Here is a 16,994-nt window from a genome sequence, read left to right as displayed (position 1 = left end):
ACACCACAGGGCCGCGCTCCTTAATTTTGGTCAGGTCATCCCGGTAAAAGGTAATGTCCAGCGTGCCCACGGGCAGCTTTAAAGACGGCTCAATTTTATTATAAATAAAGTCCGAAAGCCGCTGAGCAAGAGGCACGCCCCGGGTTTTAATGCCCACTAACATCATGTTGTCTACCGACTCGTTCCGTTCCACAATTTCGTGGGCAATGCGCATAATGGCGCGGCTGACAGCCTTTTCGTCAAAAAGAAGGGATTTCAGCTTCATAGCGGGCCTCCAAAATAATTAAAGTTCAAAATTAACGCCGGTTTCCGTTTCATCGGGTGTGTCGCCAAACACATAGTCTTTGCCAGGGAGAATCGCGTTTAACACAATGCCGGCAATGGAGGCAACCGCCAGGGCCGAAAGGGAAATGGTGAGCTTGCCGATCATGAATGTTACGGTGCCCAGTCCCAATGCGGAAACTAAAATAATAGCGGCAACGATTAGGTTACGGCTCTTGGTAAAGTCAACCTTGTTTTCAACAACGTTACGAACACCGATTGCAGAAATCATGCCGTAAAGTACAAAGGAAATGCCGCCGATAACCGCCGTGGGAATTACGCTGACTAACGCTGCAAACTTAGGCGAGAAAGAAAGAATTACTGCAAAGATTGCTGCCAGGCGGATAACCCGCGGGTCGTAAACCTTTGAGAGCGCCAAAACGCCGGTGTTTTCACCATAGGTGGTGTTGGCAGGACCGCCAAACAGGGCGGAAAGAGTGGTTGCCAGGCCGTCGCCCGTTAAGGTTCTGTGCAGTCCCGGTTTTGCAATGAAGTTTGTGCCAACGGTGGAGGAGATTGCTGAAATGTCACCGATGTGCTCCATCATGGTTGCAAGCGATATTGGAACAATTGCAATCACAGAGCTGATAACTAAGGAGGAGTTGCTCCAGTCAATGCCGCCGAACACGGTGTTATGCCATTTTACAGGAATTCCAATCCACGGCGCGTTTTTCAGCTGGTCTAACGCGGAAACAGAGAACAACTGCAGTTTAGGATTTCCAAACAGTGTAATATAAGCGTTTCCGTCTGCCCCGGTAATGGTTTCGCCTAATGTGAGCGCTAAAATGGCGGCAATGGCACAGGAACCCAAAACACCAATTAAAATGGGAACGATTTTTGCCATGCCTTTGCCCCAAATGTTAAACACAATAACCAATGCCAGCGCGATAAAGGCAATTAACCAGTTTGTGGTGCAGTTTGTAACCGCACTGCCGGCAAGACCCAAACCAATGGAGATGATAATTGGCCCGGTAACAACAGGGGGGAAAAATTTCATTACGCGCTTAATGCCGACAACTTTAATTAAAGCGGCCAAAATTAAGTAAACCAAACCTGCAAACGCAACGCCCAAGCATGCATAGGGCAAAAGCTGTGCATTTGTCATGGTGCCGTTTCCGGCCAGGGGAGCAACAGCGCCGTAGCCGCCCAAAAACGCAAAAGACGACCCTAAAAATGCGGGCACCTTGCCTTTGGTTATCAGGTGGAACAAAAGCGTGCCCAAGCCTGCCATTAATAGCGTAGTTGCAATGTCAAGCCCTGTTAAAAGCGGCACCAAAACCGTTGCGCCGAACATGGCCAGCATGTGCTGAAAGCCAAGCAGAAGCATTTTCCCCTTGCCCAGGGTGCGTGCGTCGTAAATTCCGGTCTGTGTTTCGTTAGACATAAAAAACATCTCTCCTTTAATTTTAAATAAAAAAGCCCTGTCCGCAGTTTGCGGGCAGGGCAGTTGAATTCCGTCGTTTCCCCTTTTGTCTTGCCGATGTCCCGCATCGCGTTTAAAGACCTTTTTTTATTTCCAAATTATTGTATCACACACATGCACGAATGTAAAGAGGAATTTTCAAGTTTTTTTGTATATTCTGTAAAATTTTGAAAGAAAAAAGTGCCGCGTTCTTGCAAAACGCGGCACTTTAGTTATTTTTATTTTGGAGTTGCAATAATAATTCTAATTCTTCCGCCTACGGAGTCATCCTTATCACAATAAAGCGAAATACTGTAGTTTTCAAAGGTATTTTTCAGTTCATCCAATGTCAGCATGGAGTAGTTATAAGAGGCGTCCTTGGTATAAATTGAAATATCGTCACTCATCTTATAAATTTTTCCGCCAAAATTGATATTAGAGCCGGATATATCAGTAACCTTGCTGCCGTTCACCTTGGTTAAGGGGGACATTCCCGTAACCGCACCATTTTCTGAAGTTTTGATTTTCACTGGTTGACCGCTGGAAACGGTATAGGCCGTGCCATTTGTGGAAAGCGATTTTGAGGTACCATTTAACAGATAAGTATAAGAACCCGAAACAGACATACCAACCGTATTTTTACTTGCGGAGGTAACAACTCCGTATTCGTGCATGTCACCTGTGATGTCACGGAGTATTAATTCGATAATTTTTCCATCGGAGTTTTTTTCTGCGTAAAGAATATCGCTTGCGTTTAAGTTTAAGCCATTAAGCCGTTGGGGGAACACGTTTGCCGCATTGCCTGAATCCCCCGGATTTGTTGTGCTAACCTCTATGATGCTTAAAGATGCATCAAGTTTGCTGTTTCCAAGCGAGCGGGTATTGCTGTTCCAGGTAAAGAGTCCCGAAACGGTTGATTGTTGCGTTACAACAGAAACGCTGGCGTTACCGTCTTTAAATGACACCTTAACCGGCTGATTTAAAAGCGATTTATAGTCCTTTGTGGTAATGTATTCGCTGGACTCGCCAGAAGGCAGCACCAACCGCACAAACGGTTTTGTAACGGCGGTTCCGTTCACCGTGGTTTCTTTTGTTCCTGTTTCAATCAGATAGCCATATACCTCGTCGGATAGCTGCGCCTGCGTTAAAACGTCCGCCACTTCGCCGGACTTGCCCAAAAGCAGCGTTACCGTGTCGCCTAAGTTAAAGCTGCCGTTCGACGAAAGCTTGGTAAACGCATCAACGCCCTCTAACACATAGGTAATTCCAGAAACGGTTACGCTTTGCGGCGTATCCTTATTTGGCGTTGCCGATTCATACACGCCGGTTACTTTTTTGCTGTAGGTTAAAATCATATCCAGGTCCTTAGAGTAGTAGGCAATGTCGTTAACCTTAACTTCTGAAAGTGCAGTCTTCGCACCGTCACGCATGATGGTGGTACTGTCAGGATCTACGCCAAAGGAGGAATACCAGCTTGTGCCGCTTACCGTCACAGGGCCAATGGTGTTGCCCTCCTCATAAATAACATAGTCAATTGCGCCGTTTTGTTTATATTTCACGTTCAGCACGTCGCCCATTGCAATTTTCTGTGAGACAGCGGAGTAGGAGGTTTGGGTGTCGTCTTCATAAAATAACGTTCCCGCCGTGAACTCTACCTTGTCAAATGCACCTTTGTTATAGGTAATAATGCTGTTGCCCAAAATGGAGTAGACGATGTGGCGCTTTATTTCGGGATTGCCCACGTCGGTGTTGGTGTCCACGCGGTTATAAATGATATACTGAAGCTGGTTGTTTTTGTCGTAACGAAGGGTCAAAGTGTCGCCCGCTTTAATTTTTGAGGAAATTTGCTGGTAGCTTGAAGTGTCGTCCCCGTCAAAGTAGGAAACCGTTTGGCTCAGCGTTACCTCTGAAAGGGTTTCGTCAATGTAGCCTAAAACTTTGTCGCCCAGCACCGAGGTGACAACGCAGGTCTTTGTGTTGGGTGTAGTTAATGAGGAAGATTTCGGGTTTGTGGTAAATAAAATATAATCAATTTCATTGTTTTTGTCTTTAAACACCTTGCACACGTCGCCGGCTTCAATTTCCTGGGTTACAGATTCGTAGGTGTAGGTTTTGGATTTAAAATATACCGGCGTTCCCTTGTCCACATCTAAAATATTGCCGTCGAACAGAATATCCGAGCCCATTGTGCCGCTGACGATATATTCTTCCGTTATTTGCTCGCCCGGGATAAACGAAACCAAAGTGTCGTTGTTCCGAACCGTAATACTGCCGCGTTTTCCAATGTTATTAAAGTCAAAATCGTCTGTAATTTTAAACGTTCCGGCGGAGGTTAACACCTTGCCCGCACTTACGGAAGAGTCCTCCCTGTTTGAGGCAATCAACACAACGTCATCGGTAATTGCCCGGTCGAACTCTGATATGTAATCGCTGCCTGAACCCTTTGCCGGCGTGTTTAACAGGTTATAGGCAATCATCATTACGTCCCGGCGGGTGAGCTCTTGCCCGGCCGATTTTGAGAGAGAGTCACTCAGGCCAATATTTTGGGAAAGGCCAATTTGACCATCCGGCCAGGATGCGCCAAAATCCTCTTCTGAATAGCCCAAAACCCGAAGGAACATGGTTAACGCCTCTTCATAGGTCACGGTGTCGGAGGGCTTAAACGTTGCGTCTAAATATCCCTTGCAAAGCCCGTTTTTCACCGCTACGGTGATGTAAGGTGCGGCCCAGTGGTCGGCAGATACGTCTTTAAAAGGCGACGTTTTGCTGCCTGTGGCCACGGTGTCCCGGAATTTTGAGGCCGCAACTGCAATTTTTGTGCACTCCGCCCGGGAAACAAAAGCGTCAAGCCGCAAATTCCCATCAGGGTCGCCTTGCATAATTTTCAGCTCGGCAAGCAGCGGAGCAACATTGTCGGAATAAGCTGGGGCAGCGAAAACCGGCAGTGCGCCGAAACCGCTTGTAATCAGCAACGCTGCAAGCACTACAGAAGCTATTTTTTTCAAATTCATCAATCCTTTCTATCAAAAAAGCCAATTGTTATTCGAACCTTAAGGCGTCGATGGGGTTTAAGTTTGCCGCATTTTTCGCAGGCAGGAACCCAAAAATTACGCCGATTGCAACCGAAACGGTAAACGCAACGACAATTGCGCTCACAGAGGGAGTGACCGTAATGTCTAACAGCTTGCCGGCGGCAGAGGAAAGCAAAATTCCAACTACAATTCCAATTACGCCGCCAATGCCGCTCACCGTTCCCGCTTCAAATACAAACTGCTGCATAATGTGCTTTTTCTTTGCACCCAGAGATTTGCGAATACCAATTTCTTTAGTACGCTCGGTTACTGACACCAGCATAATGTTCATAATTCCAATACCGCCAACCAGCAGGGAGATGCCTGCAATGCACACCAAGGCCATTTTCATGGTGTTGGTAATGGTGGTCATTTCGTCTAAAATTTCTTTTGTGGAAATAATGTTATAAAAATCGCTGCTTCCTAAAATTTTCGTCAGCGTCTGCTCTAAAATTGTCTTTGCTTCGGTAATCCGATTTGTGTCGGCCGCCATAATGGTGTAGCTGCCGATGGTGGAGTTCCAAGACATTTTCGAGGCGTTGGTGTAAGGAATGTAAATGCACTGGTCGGAAGAACCTTCCTCAGAGTCTGCCTTTTCCTCTAAAACACCAACAATGGTGTAAGGCTCGCCGTTAATTTTCATAGTCTGTCCCAGCGCCTTGCCCTTTTCATAATATTCGTTTTCGTAATAGGTACCGATTACGCAGACCTTAAGCATTTTGCTCACGTCCACATACTGCAGAAAACGCCCCTGTTCTATGGTAAGGGTGTTAATTTTATCATAGGTTTCGTCCACACCAGTTACGCTGGCCCTGGTGTTATCTGAAGCTGCGGGCGACTTTACCGTGGCGTTTAAAGACACGTTGGGGGACACATAGGTAAACAAATCCTGATGTTCGTCCACCATTTCATACAGGTCGTCCGGCGAAATCTGCCGTGTACTGCCCCTTGAGGTGATGGAAACAGAGATGTTGTTCATGCCAATACTTTCAAACACGTCGGTTACCTGCCCGGTTACGCCGTCCATAATGCTGACTAAAATGATAACCGCTCCAACGCCGATGATAATGCCCAGCATGGTAAGGAAAGACCGCATTTTGTTCGACACAATGCTGGATATGGCCAGCTGCATGGTTTTTGTTAGCTTCATACTGCGGCCGCCTCCTTTTTCAGCTGGGCAAACACCGTGGAACGAATAATTTCGTCGTTTTCCGCTTCGCCGTCGTAAATAATTTTGCCGTCGTGAATCCTTATAACGCGTTTCGCGGTAGCCGCAATGGAATTGTCGTGGGTAATTAGAATAATGGTGTTGCCCTGCTCGTTCAATTCCTTTAAAAATGCCATAACTTCTTTGCTGGTTTTAGAGTCTAACGCGCCGGTGGGTTCGTCGGCCAAAATCACCGAGGGCGAGCCTGCCAGGGCGCGGGCAATGGAAACACGCTGCTGCTGACCTCCGGAAAGCTGCGAGGGCTTGTGGTGATATTTGTCTGCCAGTCCCACACGCTCTAAGGCTTCCATGGCACGTTTTGTTTGCTCGCTCTCCTTGAGGCCCTTATACATGAGCGGAAGCTTTACATTGTCTAACACATTCAGCTTGGGCAAAAGGTTATACTGCTGGAAGATAAAGCCCAGCATTTCGTTCCGGATTTCCGCAAGCTGGTTGTCATTTAATTTGCTAACGTCCGTTCCGTTTAACAGGTAGGTGCCGGTGGTGGGCACATCCAAACAGCCGATGATATTCATGCAGGTAGATTTGCCGCTGCCCGACTGGCCGATAATGGCCAAAAACTCGCCGGGATAAACAGAAAACGAAACGCCGTCAATGGCGCGGACCTCCTGGTCGCCCATTACATATATTTTATAAATGTCTTTAAATTCAACCAATGGTTTCTCCATGTTAAGAAAATCTCCTTTCGGCAGGGTTCATTTAGCGCATACCTCCGCCGCCTGCGCCTCCGCTCCTGCCAGAGCCGGAACCTCCGCCGGGCGAGCCGCCTCCGGAGGGACCGCCGCCCATTCCGCCGGACGGGCCGTCCATTGTCATTCCGCCAGGACCACCCATGCCGCCCATCATGTCTTCCATGCTGAAGGCCTTGGAGGCCTGCTGGGGAACGTAAACCACGTCGCCCTCAGAAAGTCCCGAGGTGACTTCAATCAGCTCGTCGTTATAAACGCCTGTTTCAACCTTCACCGTTTTAAAGCCCTCTGGCGCGCGGTCGTTTTCATCTGTCTTTTCGCCTTTCACATAAACCGTGTTTCCGCGGTTTACTGCCGCAACAGGAACAGAGAGCACATTTTCCGCCCGGGACGTTTCAATTTCAACGTCAATGTTCATGCCGGGAAGGAGCTGGTCGTCGAAGTCTAAAATTTCAACGGTGACAGGATAGGTGGTTACGCCGTTTTCAGTTGTACCGCTGACGCTCACGTTGGTTACTTTGCCATGATAGGTTTTGTTTTCCAATGCGTCGGAGGTAATGGTAACATCCTGGTCCAGCGCAACATTTTTAATGTCCAGTTCGTCCACTGCAAGCTCAAACTCTAAGCTGGACATGTCGTAAATCACCGCCATCACGGTGGAGGCGTTGGAATTGTCTAACTTGTCACCGGCTTTCACATTTTTCTCAACCACCGTGCCGGAAATGGGAGCGGTGATGGTGTAGTCCTCCAGTTTTTTCTGTGCGTTTTTCTTAGAAAGCTGGGACTCTTTCAACGACAAAGCGTTGCTTTTAATATTCTCAGAAACTGTGTCGCTGGATAATTGTGCGATTGTGCCGCCGGCCTTCACCTTGCCGCCTTCGCTGACGTAAAGCTTTGATACGTCGCCCGATGCCTTTGCGGTAACAGTTTTTTCCGTAACATATTCAAACGTGCCGGAGTCGTTGCAGGATATGCTGCCAATGGAGGCAACAGCGGTGTCTGTCACCATCAGGGTGCCGGGGTTTTCTACCCGGATTACCACGTCCCGCACCAGCATATTGCCGGCTTTGGCATAACTGGCGCCTTTAATTTCTTTTACTGTGCCGGACAGCGTATCGCTGGTTCCAGAAATGCGCACGGTAGCGTTTGCACCGTGAAACAGCTGAGGAATGTCCGACTCATTAAAGGGTATGGTGAGCAGCAGCACAGAGTCGTCATAAATGTCTGCAATCTGCGCGCCTGCGTTCACAGAGTCTCCTTTTTTTATGTAAAGCTTTTTAATGATGCCGGATACGTCCGATTTCACCGTTAAATCGCTTTGGTCTGCCACAGCCTTGCTGTAATTATTTTGCGAACGCTCAACGGCGATGTTGGCGCTCTCAATGCTGTTTTCCGCGTCTGATGCGTCAATGCGGTAAAGCACGTCGCCTTCGTTTACCATGTCGCCCTGCTCAAAGCTGGCAGACAGAATGTCGCCATTCACCAAAGAGGTGATGGAATATTGGTCTTTGGGCTTTACCACCGCGGTACCGGTGATAGAGGAAACAATGCTCTGGCGGGAAACCGACGATTCGTTTGACAGTTGTGACATCGCGTCCTTGGCTTTATTTTTTCGAAAAGCAGAAAAGAAAATTCCAACCGCAACACAGATGATAACAATAACCGCCGTCACGACCATCCATTTTTTCGGCCTGAACTTCTTTAAATTTGCTTTTAGTTTCATTACATACAGTCCTTTCTGCCTAATAGAATTCGTTACTTATTTAACATTATACAATGAAAATAAGTCTAAGCTGTGAACAAATTATAAATATTACAATTGTTTAACAGCGATTTACAACCTTACTTATTTATGATATGATAAAAACATTAAGACAAGATTAAAAGAATTTTAAGAATTTAAAAACAGGCAGAGAAAATGATAGAGGTTTTTCATAAACCTTTGTGCAAAACAGACAAGCAGGAGGTAAAGATGAAAATATTGGTAAGCGCGTGCCTTTTGGGAACTCCCTGCCGGTATGACGGAAGGGCAGTGCCCAATGAAGACGTTATTGCTCTGGAACAGGCATTTGAACTGGTGCCATTTTGTCCCGAGGTGGCAGGAGGGCTTTCCACACCCAGAACGCCGGCTGAGCGGCGGGAAAATATGGTAATAACCAAAGATGGCCGAGACGTGACAGCAAAGTATGTTTTAGGTGCGGAAAAGGCGTTAGATTTGGCAAAGCGGCACGGCTGTAAAACGGCCGTTTTAAAAGAAAAAAGCCCCTCCTGCGGCTGCGGAAAAATTTATGACGGTACGTTTTCAGGCCGCCTGATAAACGGAATCGGTGTTACGGCGCAAATTTTAAAAGAGGCCGGAATTGACGTAATTGGAGAAAGTGGGATAAAAAAACTCCTGCAAAAGGGCAGGCAGGCCCCGCAGGAGTGAAAATAGCTAACTTCTTCGGTTAAATCCGCGGTGCTTGCGCGCCGCCCATTTAAACTGGTTTTTAGACATATTTGTGTGATCCGCGGCCTCTGAAAGCGAAATTTCTCCTGCTTTCCACCGCAGATAAATCTCTTTAAAGTTTTTGGGCAAGGGAATTACAGGCCGTCCAAACCGCACGCCGCGGAGCTTGGCGGCTGCGATGCCCTCAGCCTGGCGCTGGTGAATATACTGCCGTTCCGTTTCCGCCACATAGGACAAAAGCTGCAGCACAATATCGGAAATCAGTGTGCCCAACAAATCCTTATCTCTTCGGGTGTCTAAAAGGGGCATGTCGATAATCACGATGTCTGCCTCCAGCTTTTTCGTGATATACCGCCACTCCTCCTGAATTTGGAGATAGTTCCTTCCCAATCGGTCGATGCTCTTTACCACCAAAAGGTCGCCTTTTTTAAGGAGCGTTTTTAGTTTTTGATATTCGGGACGGGAAAAGTTCTTTCCAGACAGCTTGTCGCAAAACAGATTGCCTGCAGGAACACCCCAGGTAAGCAACTCAATTTTTTGACGGTCTTCATTTTGGTCGGCGGAAGACACACGCATGTAACCATAAGTATTGATGTTCATAAACAAACCTCCTTGCTTCTATTTTAACGTGTAGGAGGTTCTTTATGCAGCAGTTTGCGCTGTGAAAAAGTGTACTTTTGCACACCCCACTTTTTTTCTGAGAAAATTTATATAAATGTTGCTTTATTTCGCATTTTATGATAAAATTTGTATATGTATAAAACGATATACGTTCTGTGCAAAAGTACACAATTGCACATCTTAGGAGAAATATTATGAAACAAGTGTCACGCAGTAACACCGCCGCAGCTGCAAACGGCCCGCCTTTTTCTGTTTTCGAAAAATTTGCGGATAAACGTGAAAAAGAGAAAAAAACATGGCTGGGGTTAGGTCCATTTCCAATTTTACTTCTTTGCGTCATGCTGGCAAGCCTTATCGTATACCAGTTTTTCGGAGCCCGGGCGGCAGAACAGAAAATTTATGCGACGCTGTCTGATTTGGCTGACCAAGAAACGCGGACGGTGCAGTCCAATTTAAACGGTCAGTTCTCTACCTTAGAGGCGCTGTCAGCGGAATTTATGTCTCAAACAAACTTTGAGTTGTCCGACATTACGGCGCGAATGCGGGCCATTGTGCTGGTTTCCGATTTTACAAAAATTTCAGTGGCCGGACAGGACGGAAAAGCATATGACAATGACGGCGAAGTGGTCGACTGTAAAAACAGACAATATTTTAAAGAGGCAATGTTGGGCAAACGCGCCATTGAAAGATTAGATGCAAGCCAGGTGAAAGAGGGGCACACAAGATTTATAATTGCCGTTCCGATAAAAAAAGGCAGTTCGGTGAAAGGTGTTGTAATTGGAAGCTATAACGAAAAAACGTTCGGTAATGTTACCAGCGTCACTTCCTTTCAGGGACAGGGAGTTTCGGCGTTGGTGACCTCGGACGGAACCATTTTAACCAAAAATCAAAACAGCGTTTTAAACGGATTTGACAATTTGTTCAATGTTCTAACACCTGAAGCATTAGACCGAAAATTTTCTACAGAGGTCATGCAGGAACGTTTAAAAAACGGAGAAGAATTTTTCGTGCATTACAAAACCTCATTTGGCCGGCACTATGTTGTATCAAAACCGCTTGGAATTAACAACTGGTCGATTTGCTATGCGGTTCCTGACAGCGCCTTTTTAAATGAACGCAGAGCCGATTTTATTGGGAATCTGTTGCTGGGCAGCGCTATTTTGGTTTGCAGCTTGCTGCTCTTTTTCCTTATTCTCAACAAGCAGAATAAAATTGAAAAGCTTCACAAACGGCAGGTAGAGCAATATTCCAGAGATGGCTTAACAGGGCTGTTAAACGAACGCGGGTTTGAAATCCGGGCAAATGAAATTCTGCGACGGTCGGACCGACCATATTACATTGTGTGTTACGACGTAAACAATTTTGCAGTTTATAACAATCTTATGGGGCTTGATGGAGGCAATGACGTGCTGAAGACCTTGGCCTCCGTTTCCTTGTCATCCAAGCAGGACAATGAAATATGCGCTCGGCTGTATGCAGACGAATTTGTCTGCCTTTTAACGGCCGACAGCATAGACGGGCTGTTTCAAAAAATATATCAGGTAAACAGCCGTTTTCGGGATAAGGCCGATGGGCACAACCACATTTTGATTAGCTACGGCGTTTTTGAAATTACGGATAAAGCAATGCCGGTGCGGCAAATGGTGGACTGTGCAAAAACTGCCAAAAAAGCGGTTAAGGGGAACTACAACCAGTTTATCGGTATTTATACAGAGGAAATGAAGCTTTTAAAAACAGAGGAGCGGCAGCTGATTTTTAGAATGGAAGATGCACTGGAAAACGGCGAATTTTACGCGGTTTACCAGCCAAAGTTCGGCGCAAAAACGCGGTCGGTGGTTTCTTGTGAGGCGCTGGCGCGCTGGCGCTGCGGCGACGGGGTTATCACCCCGGATAAATTTATTGGACTGTTTGAGGAAAACGGATTTATTTTAAAGCTGGACATTTACATGTTTGAGCTGGTGTGCAAAACACTTCGGGAATTCATCCGCGGGGGTATCGCCCCGGTGCCGGTTGCGGTGAACTTTTCACAAATTCACATTTATGAGCCCGATTTCCCTGAACGGCTAATGGAAATTATTATGCGGTATCAAATTCCGCCTTCTTACATAGAAATTGAGTTCACAGAAACTGCAATGTCCAGTGACGTTGCATTAAGCGTTCAAACCATTCAGCAGCTGAAACAACGGGGCTTTACCGTGGCTATGGACGATTTTGGAAGCGGTTATTCTTCGTTGACTTTTTTAAGGAGTCTACCTGTGGACGTGGTGAAGCTTGACAGAGGTTTTTTGGCGGGCAACGAAACTGACGAGCGTGGAAAATGCGTCATTCGCTCTGTCATCGAGCTTTCCAAACAGCTGAAATTTGAAACCGTTGCCGAGGGTGTGGAAACAAAGGAGCAGATGGAGCTGTGCATTGGCTATGGCTGCGACATCATGCAGGGATATTATTTCAGCAAGCCTCTGCCGGAAGAAGAGTTTAAAGCACTGCTGAAAAACAAAACAGAGAACAAAAAATAAAAGGTGCCGAAAGGCACCTTTTTTATTGAGCAAAGAACTTTTGCTGATAACCAAAGACAAAAATAATTAAAACAATCAGCGGCAAAATGTAAGACACATAAAACCGAAGGGCTTTGGGAAATTTTAAACCCCTGCCCATGTCGGCCTCTTTAATGAAATTATCCCAGCCCCAGCCCCTTTTTCGCGTACAGAACAGCAAAAATACCAGGCTACCCAGGGGCAGAAGATTGTTTGATACAATAAAATCTTCCAAATCCTGAATGGTACTGCCTGCGCCCAAAGGCTTTATAAAGCTTAGCAAATTAAATCCGAACACGCAGGGCAGAGAAAGCAAAATTACGAGGACGGCATTAATAAGCACCGCTTTTGTGCGGCTTATGCCCCACATGTCCATACAAAAGCTTAAAATGTTTTCAAAAACTGCTATGATGGTGGACATTGCCGCAAACGTCATAAACACAAAGAACAAAAACTCCCACAGCTTCCCGAACGGCATTTGATTAAAAATGCCCGGAAGGGTAACAAACACCAGCCCCGGCCCCTCACCCGGGTTTACACCAAAGGCAGAGCAGGCGGGAAAGATGATTAAGCCGGCAAACAGCGCAACCAATGTGTCTAGAAAACAAATGCTTAACGACTCGCCTGTCAGGCTTCTGTCTTTGCCGATATAGCTGCCGAAAATACTCATAGAGCCAATGCCGATGCTCAGAGTGAAAAAGGCCTGTCCCATAGCGGCAAAAATAACGTTGATTATGCCTTGCTCTTTCACATGCTCAACGTTGGGTACCAGATAAAACTTTAACCCTTCTGCTGCGCCCGGCAGGGTAATGCTCCGAATTGCCAGAACTAAAATAATAACAAACAGGGAACTCATCATAAGCTTCGTAATGCGTTCTACACCGTTTTGCAGACCCAAACTGCAAATTCCAAAGCTAATCAGCACAATTAAAATCATCCAGAAAAACATGCTTCCAGGGCTTGCCAGCAGTTGGTTAAACACCAGCTGTGCGCCCTGAGTAGTCACACCGTGCAAATGGCCGGACAGCGCCTTAAATACATACGCCAGCATCCAGCCGCCCACCGAGGTGTAGAACATCATTAAAAGATAGTTCCCGCCCAGCGCCACATAGCTGAACAGGTGCCACTTTGTGCCCTCAGGCTCTAACAGGCGAAAACTTTTCGCCACCGACCGCTGGCTGGCCCGTCCCACAGCAAATTCCATAACCAGAATGGGAAGGCCGAGCAGCAGCAAAAACGCAAGATAAATCACCACAAAAATTGCCCCGCCGTTTTTTCCTACAATATAAGGAAACCGCCACACATTTCCCAGGCCCACAGCACACCCCGCTGAAATTAAAATAAACCCAAGCCTGGAAGAGAACTTTTCTCTTTTTTCCATGATAACACTCCAACAGTTCAGATTGATTTTGAAATCATTACTGTTTATCCAAAATCTTCCTAATTATATCATACGTTATATATAATTTCAACAAAATTTGGAAAATTATGCAGTTTCAGAGTTTTAAACAGACAACAGCGGCAAAACCTGCCAAAAGAGCAGCCAATTGACGTTTTTCAAGCCGTTCCCGAAAAAGCAGGATGCCTGCGGCGCTTGTTGAAACAATGGTGCCGGCAGAAATTAAGGGAAACAGGGCGCTGGCGTCGGAGCGAGCTGCAAGGGCCAGCGTTAAAAAATTTACGCCTGCATTTGCAAAGCCTGATAAAATTCCGAATTTGTGAATTCCCTTTTTCGTTTTGAGCAATGAAACTGTTTTCCTGCGGGATATAACGAAAGCTGCCGCAAAAATGAGCGTGGCAAACAGCATGGAATCGCACATGAATTCGTTTAAATACAGACCAGGATATTTGGTTTGATGCTGTTTTTGCAAACAGGAGCACAGACCATTTGAAACCAGTGTCAGCAATGTAAATTTTGCCCATTTTTTTGACACCGGAACAGTGTTATGCTCTCTTTTACCATTTGTCAAAAGTATGGCGGCCAGCAAAAACACAAATCCGGTGCTTTTAAAAAATGTTATGGGTTCGTGTAAAAACAGAATGCCATAAGCGCAGGGGATTATGAGTGAAAATGAAACAATCAGGCTGGTGAGCGAAACTGGTCCCAGCTTAAGTGCCTGATAGCCGGCATACATGGAAATACACAGCGATACGGCAAAGAAAAAGGCAAATATAGCGGTTTCGGCGTGAAACCACCTGCTGGGCGCACTCGTTACGGCAACAACTGCTGCAAACGGCAAAAAGGCAAAAAGCGCCTTTTCCATATTAAAATAAATTGGATTGTTTGTGCTGTGGCTGCAGGCCTTTGCAAGCAACGATTGAGCACAGGCACACAGGATAATGCCGAAAAAGCATATCATGTTCATAGCGTTATCTCGCTGATTTGATGTTTTGCCCAGCCTGCGGTTTCATAATTTCCGTCTGCAAAATAAACCTTCCTTATCAAAGCGGCGGTTTCAGCGGCATAATCGCGGCCGGCAAAGTCCACTTTTCCCGTTAAACAGCCCTGTGCGCATGCCAAAAGAGAAAACATGCGGGCGCTTAAGGTGTGCCATGTGGTGAGCATAACGCCGCTGTTATTCATCTGCTGTGCCGTTTCAACGCATGCGCCGATGTTTTTGAAATCATACCAGGGACAAAGGAGCGTGTCGAACCCAAAGGAAGAAAGATATTCTGCCGTGAGCACAGGGGAGCGTGTCACATCATACTGCCAGTCTGCAATCACCAGCCGTTTGTCAAGAGATGTCAGCAAGGATTCAGCCGCTTTGCTGTTTCGGCAGTTGCAGGTGTATCCCTCCTGCACGCCTGCCGCCTCGGAATTCAGCAGCATGTCGCCCCACATAATAGGACGGCGCCCCTCGCCGGCAATTTCTGCCGCCGTTTCATTTAAAAAGCGCGTTAAAAGGGAAATATCAGCATTTTCGCCGCCGTAGCGGTAGGCCTCGTCACAGCCAATGTGAAAATAGCTTCCGCCGCAAAGCTCGTAAAGCTCCCGCCGGATTTTTTGAAAAAGCCCTCTTACTTCCGGCTTTGTAATGTTCCAGGTCCAGCCGTCTTCGTCAAATCGTCCCTGTAATCTGGGATTTTGGTCTAAAACTACGTGCTTGCCGTGAATACCGCGGCTGGCGGCGGCGTGGCCCAAGTGGTTGAACATGGGAATGATTTCAAGCCCCATGTCGTTTGCTTCCTTGATGATTGGTTTGATTTGTTCTTTCGTAAGGGCCTGCGGCCAGGAAAGCTCTTTCAAACAGTCGAAATGCAGTGTACCCCAAAATTCCAATACCAGGTGGGTGTAGTTTAACACACCGCACAGCCGGACAAATTTGGTTATAAAGGGAAGCGTGGTTTCGGGAAATACACAAAGGTGCACCATACGTTTTTTTACCGCCGGCTTACCGTAAATTTCCCCACACGGAATGAAAAATTGCTCGCTTCCGCGCTCTAAGCAAATAGGCTGAATTTGCCGAAGCAGCGCCATGTAGCCATTTAAAAGACCGCGCCTGTCTTCTGCAGCAATGCAAAGACCGTCTGTTGTCACCGAAATGGAAAAGTCGCAGTTTTCTAAAGGCAAAGGACGCACATCACCAATTTTCATGATAAAGTTGTTCTCCGGCAAAAAATCAATGGTTCCGGCGGTGCAACAAAAACCGTTCCACAGCGTTTGCAGCGTTTTGCTGCAGCAGCTTTGGTTCAATGTTGCAGTTACCTTTGGTCCGAAAATAAATAAATTCTGCATGATCATCACTCCTTTTCAGGCAGTATATCATTGCATAAACAAAAATGGAACTGAAAAAACAAAACAAAAGGTGGATTTTTCAGGCTTGAATAACTTGAAAAAATGTGGTAACATAGTTATAAATGAAAAAAAGGTGGGAAAAACATGCTCTTTTTAGCTGATGACATCAACATTCAGCTTTTATCGGTCAGCCGTTTTCACTGGGACAGCGGCACCTATGAGGTGGCCCCAAGGCCCTTTTGTGCGCTGGCCTGCCGTATTCGCGGCAACGGCTGTTTTACAAACGGGGACAAAATGGTCCAAGCATCGGCGGGAGATGTGATTTTTATGCCGCAGAATTTTGCTTATCGGGCAGTTTACACCCCAGGCGAAATTTTGGCGGTGCACTTTTTATCAGACGGCGCCGGTTGCGAAATGGAAAATTTTACCCCGGCAAATTTTCAAATGCTTTACGCGCTGTTTTTAAAGCTGCACCAAATTTGGAATACCCGCGGCGCCGGAGGCGGGTTTGAAGCAAAAGCATGTTTTTATGAGATTTTGGCGGAGCTACAAAAGCAATCTGTAGCAAAGGAAAAACGAACTGGAAATCAAACATTTTTTCAGGCGGTTTCGTTTTTAGAAAATAATTTTAAAAATCCTGAACTGAACATTTCGTCGGTGTGTGATGCGGCAGGTATCAGCGACACAAATTTTCGCCGCAGGTTTCAGAAAACCTTTGGCAAGCGCCCAAAGGATTTTCTTTTAGAGCTGCGGCTGGGCTGTGCGGAACAGCTTTTAGCTCAGCGGTGTTACACTGTTGAAGAAGCTGCTAATCTTTGTGGCTTTTCAGACGCAAAATATTTTAGCAGGGTTATAAAAAAACGTTATGGCTGTCCGCCTTCAAAGCTTTTTTTGCCGCAATAGAAAAACCACACCGGCACGAAAGCCGGTGTGGTTTGCTTAT

General features: G+C 46.4%; 12 protein-coding genes and 1 pseudogene. 3 read left to right on the top strand and 10 right to left on the bottom strand.

The features are described 5' to 3' along the window. The 6 genes and pseudogenes from WIG73_RS06030 to WIG73_RS06005 all read right to left on the bottom strand — a co-directional run. Positions 1-265 (bottom strand): annotated as a pseudogene (locus WIG73_RS06030) (bifunctional pyr operon transcriptional regulator/uracil phosphoribosyltransferase); the annotation flags it as partial. Positions 266-283: 18 nt separating this feature from the next. Continuing rightward, positions 284-1,705, bottom strand: coding sequence for a uracil-xanthine permease family protein (locus WIG73_RS06025; protein WP_337399705.1), 1,422 nt, complete (start codon positions 1,703-1,705; stop codon positions 284-286). Between the two features lie 257 nt (positions 1,706-1,962). Next, positions 1,963-4,728: an S-layer homology domain-containing protein gene (locus tag WIG73_RS06020; protein ID WP_337399704.1), complete on the bottom strand. Its 2,766-nt coding sequence runs from the start codon at positions 4,726-4,728 to the stop codon at positions 1,963-1,965. A 34-nt stretch (positions 4,729-4,762) separates the two neighbouring features. After that, positions 4,763-5,944 carry an ABC transporter permease gene (locus tag WIG73_RS06015; protein WP_337399703.1) on the bottom strand — a complete coding sequence of 394 codons (1,182 nt, stop codon included), beginning with the start codon at positions 5,942-5,944 and terminating at the stop codon, positions 4,763-4,765. After that, entirely contained in the window at positions 5,941-6,690 is a 750-nt protein-coding gene (locus WIG73_RS06010; protein ID WP_249311027.1) for an ABC transporter ATP-binding protein, read from the bottom strand. Before WIG73_RS06010 ends, WIG73_RS06015 begins: the two co-directional genes overlap by 4 nt. Before the next feature lie 31 nt (positions 6,691-6,721). Continuing rightward, a complete protein-coding gene (locus WIG73_RS06005) occupies positions 6,722-8,434 on the bottom strand; it encodes an efflux RND transporter periplasmic adaptor subunit (RefSeq protein ID WP_337399702.1) in 1,713 nt (570 codons plus the stop codon). A gap of 249 nt (positions 8,435-8,683) precedes the next feature. Here WIG73_RS06005 and WIG73_RS06000 point away from each other — a divergent pair, with 249 nt between their 5' ends. Further along, entirely contained in the window at positions 8,684-9,139 is a 456-nt protein-coding gene (locus tag WIG73_RS06000; RefSeq protein ID WP_337399701.1) for a DUF523 domain-containing protein, read from the top strand. A gap of 6 nt (positions 9,140-9,145) precedes the next feature. Here the strand turns inward: WIG73_RS06000 and WIG73_RS05995 are convergent, their stop codons facing one another. Then, the gene (locus WIG73_RS05995; protein ID WP_177677443.1) at positions 9,146-9,760 is read right to left on the bottom strand and encodes a recombinase family protein; all 615 of its coding nucleotides are present in this window, start codon (positions 9,758-9,760) and stop codon (positions 9,146-9,148) included. Between the two features lie 215 nt (positions 9,761-9,975). On the opposite strand from WIG73_RS05995, the gene WIG73_RS05990 reads away from it, so the two are divergent. Further along, on the top strand, positions 9,976-12,297 hold the full coding sequence (locus WIG73_RS05990; protein ID WP_337399700.1) for an EAL domain-containing protein: 2,322 nt from the start codon (positions 9,976-9,978) through the stop codon (positions 12,295-12,297). A gap of 22 nt (positions 12,298-12,319) precedes the next feature. Here the strand turns inward: WIG73_RS05990 and WIG73_RS05985 are convergent, their stop codons facing one another. The 3 genes from WIG73_RS05985 to WIG73_RS05975 all read right to left on the bottom strand — a co-directional run bounded on the left by WIG73_RS05985 (position 12,320) and on the right by WIG73_RS05975 (position 16,051). After that, the gene (locus tag WIG73_RS05985) at positions 12,320-13,696 is read right to left on the bottom strand and encodes a sodium-dependent transporter (RefSeq protein ID WP_337399699.1); all 1,377 of its coding nucleotides are present in this window, start codon (positions 13,694-13,696) and stop codon (positions 12,320-12,322) included. A gap of 115 nt (positions 13,697-13,811) precedes the next feature. Beyond that, complete coding sequence (locus WIG73_RS05980) at positions 13,812-14,681, bottom strand: EamA family transporter (protein WP_337399698.1); 870 nt, start codon at positions 14,679-14,681, stop codon at positions 13,812-13,814. After that, positions 14,678-16,051, bottom strand: a complete 1,374-nt coding sequence (locus tag WIG73_RS05975) for a family 20 glycosylhydrolase (protein WP_337399697.1) — start codon at positions 16,049-16,051, stop codon at positions 14,678-14,680. The genes WIG73_RS05980 and WIG73_RS05975 overlap by 4 nt, the downstream gene beginning before the upstream one ends. A 144-nt stretch (positions 16,052-16,195) precedes the next feature. Here WIG73_RS05975 and WIG73_RS05970 point away from each other — a divergent pair, with 144 nt between their 5' ends. After that, positions 16,196-16,954, top strand: a complete 759-nt coding sequence (locus WIG73_RS05970) for an AraC family transcriptional regulator (protein WP_337399696.1) — start codon at positions 16,196-16,198, stop codon at positions 16,952-16,954. Positions 16,955-16,994: the final 40 nt, after the last annotated feature.

The sequence above is a fragment of the Congzhengia sp. genome, from assembly GCF_037235575.1.
Lineage (GTDB): Bacteria > Bacillota > Clostridia > UBA1381 > UBA9506 > Congzhengia > Congzhengia minquanensis.
Note: the sequence above shows the minus strand (reverse complement) of the source record. Positions and strands in the feature narration are given on the sequence as shown.

Coding starts and splice junctions, on each gene's coding strand:
- WIG73_RS06025 (WP_337399705.1), bottom strand. CDS start 1,705: ATGTCTAACGAAACACAGACCGGAATTTACGACGCACGCACCCTGGGC.
- WIG73_RS06015 (WP_337399703.1), bottom strand. CDS start 5,944: ATGAAGCTAACAAAAACCATGCAGCTGGCCATATCCAGCATTGTGTCG.
- WIG73_RS06010 (WP_249311027.1), bottom strand. CDS start 6,690: ATGGAGAAACCATTGGTTGAATTTAAAGACATTTATAAAATATATGTA.
- WIG73_RS06005 (WP_337399702.1), bottom strand. CDS start 8,434: ATGAAACTAAAAGCAAATTTAAAGAAGTTCAGGCCGAAAAAATGGATG.
- WIG73_RS06000 (WP_337399701.1), top strand. CDS start 8,684: ATGAAAATATTGGTAAGCGCGTGCCTTTTGGGAACTCCCTGCCGGTAT.
- WIG73_RS05995 (WP_177677443.1), bottom strand. CDS start 9,760: ATGAACATCAATACTTATGGTTACATGCGTGTGTCTTCCGCCGACCAA.
- WIG73_RS05990 (WP_337399700.1), top strand. CDS start 9,976: ATGAAACAAGTGTCACGCAGTAACACCGCCGCAGCTGCAAACGGCCCG.
- WIG73_RS05985 (WP_337399699.1), bottom strand. CDS start 13,696: ATGGAAAAAAGAGAAAAGTTCTCTTCCAGGCTTGGGTTTATTTTAATT.
- WIG73_RS05980 (WP_337399698.1), bottom strand. CDS start 14,681: ATGAACATGATATGCTTTTTCGGCATTATCCTGTGTGCCTGTGCTCAA.
- WIG73_RS05975 (WP_337399697.1), bottom strand. CDS start 16,051: ATGCAGAATTTATTTATTTTCGGACCAAAGGTAACTGCAACATTGAAC.
- WIG73_RS05970 (WP_337399696.1), top strand. CDS start 16,196: ATGCTCTTTTTAGCTGATGACATCAACATTCAGCTTTTATCGGTCAGC.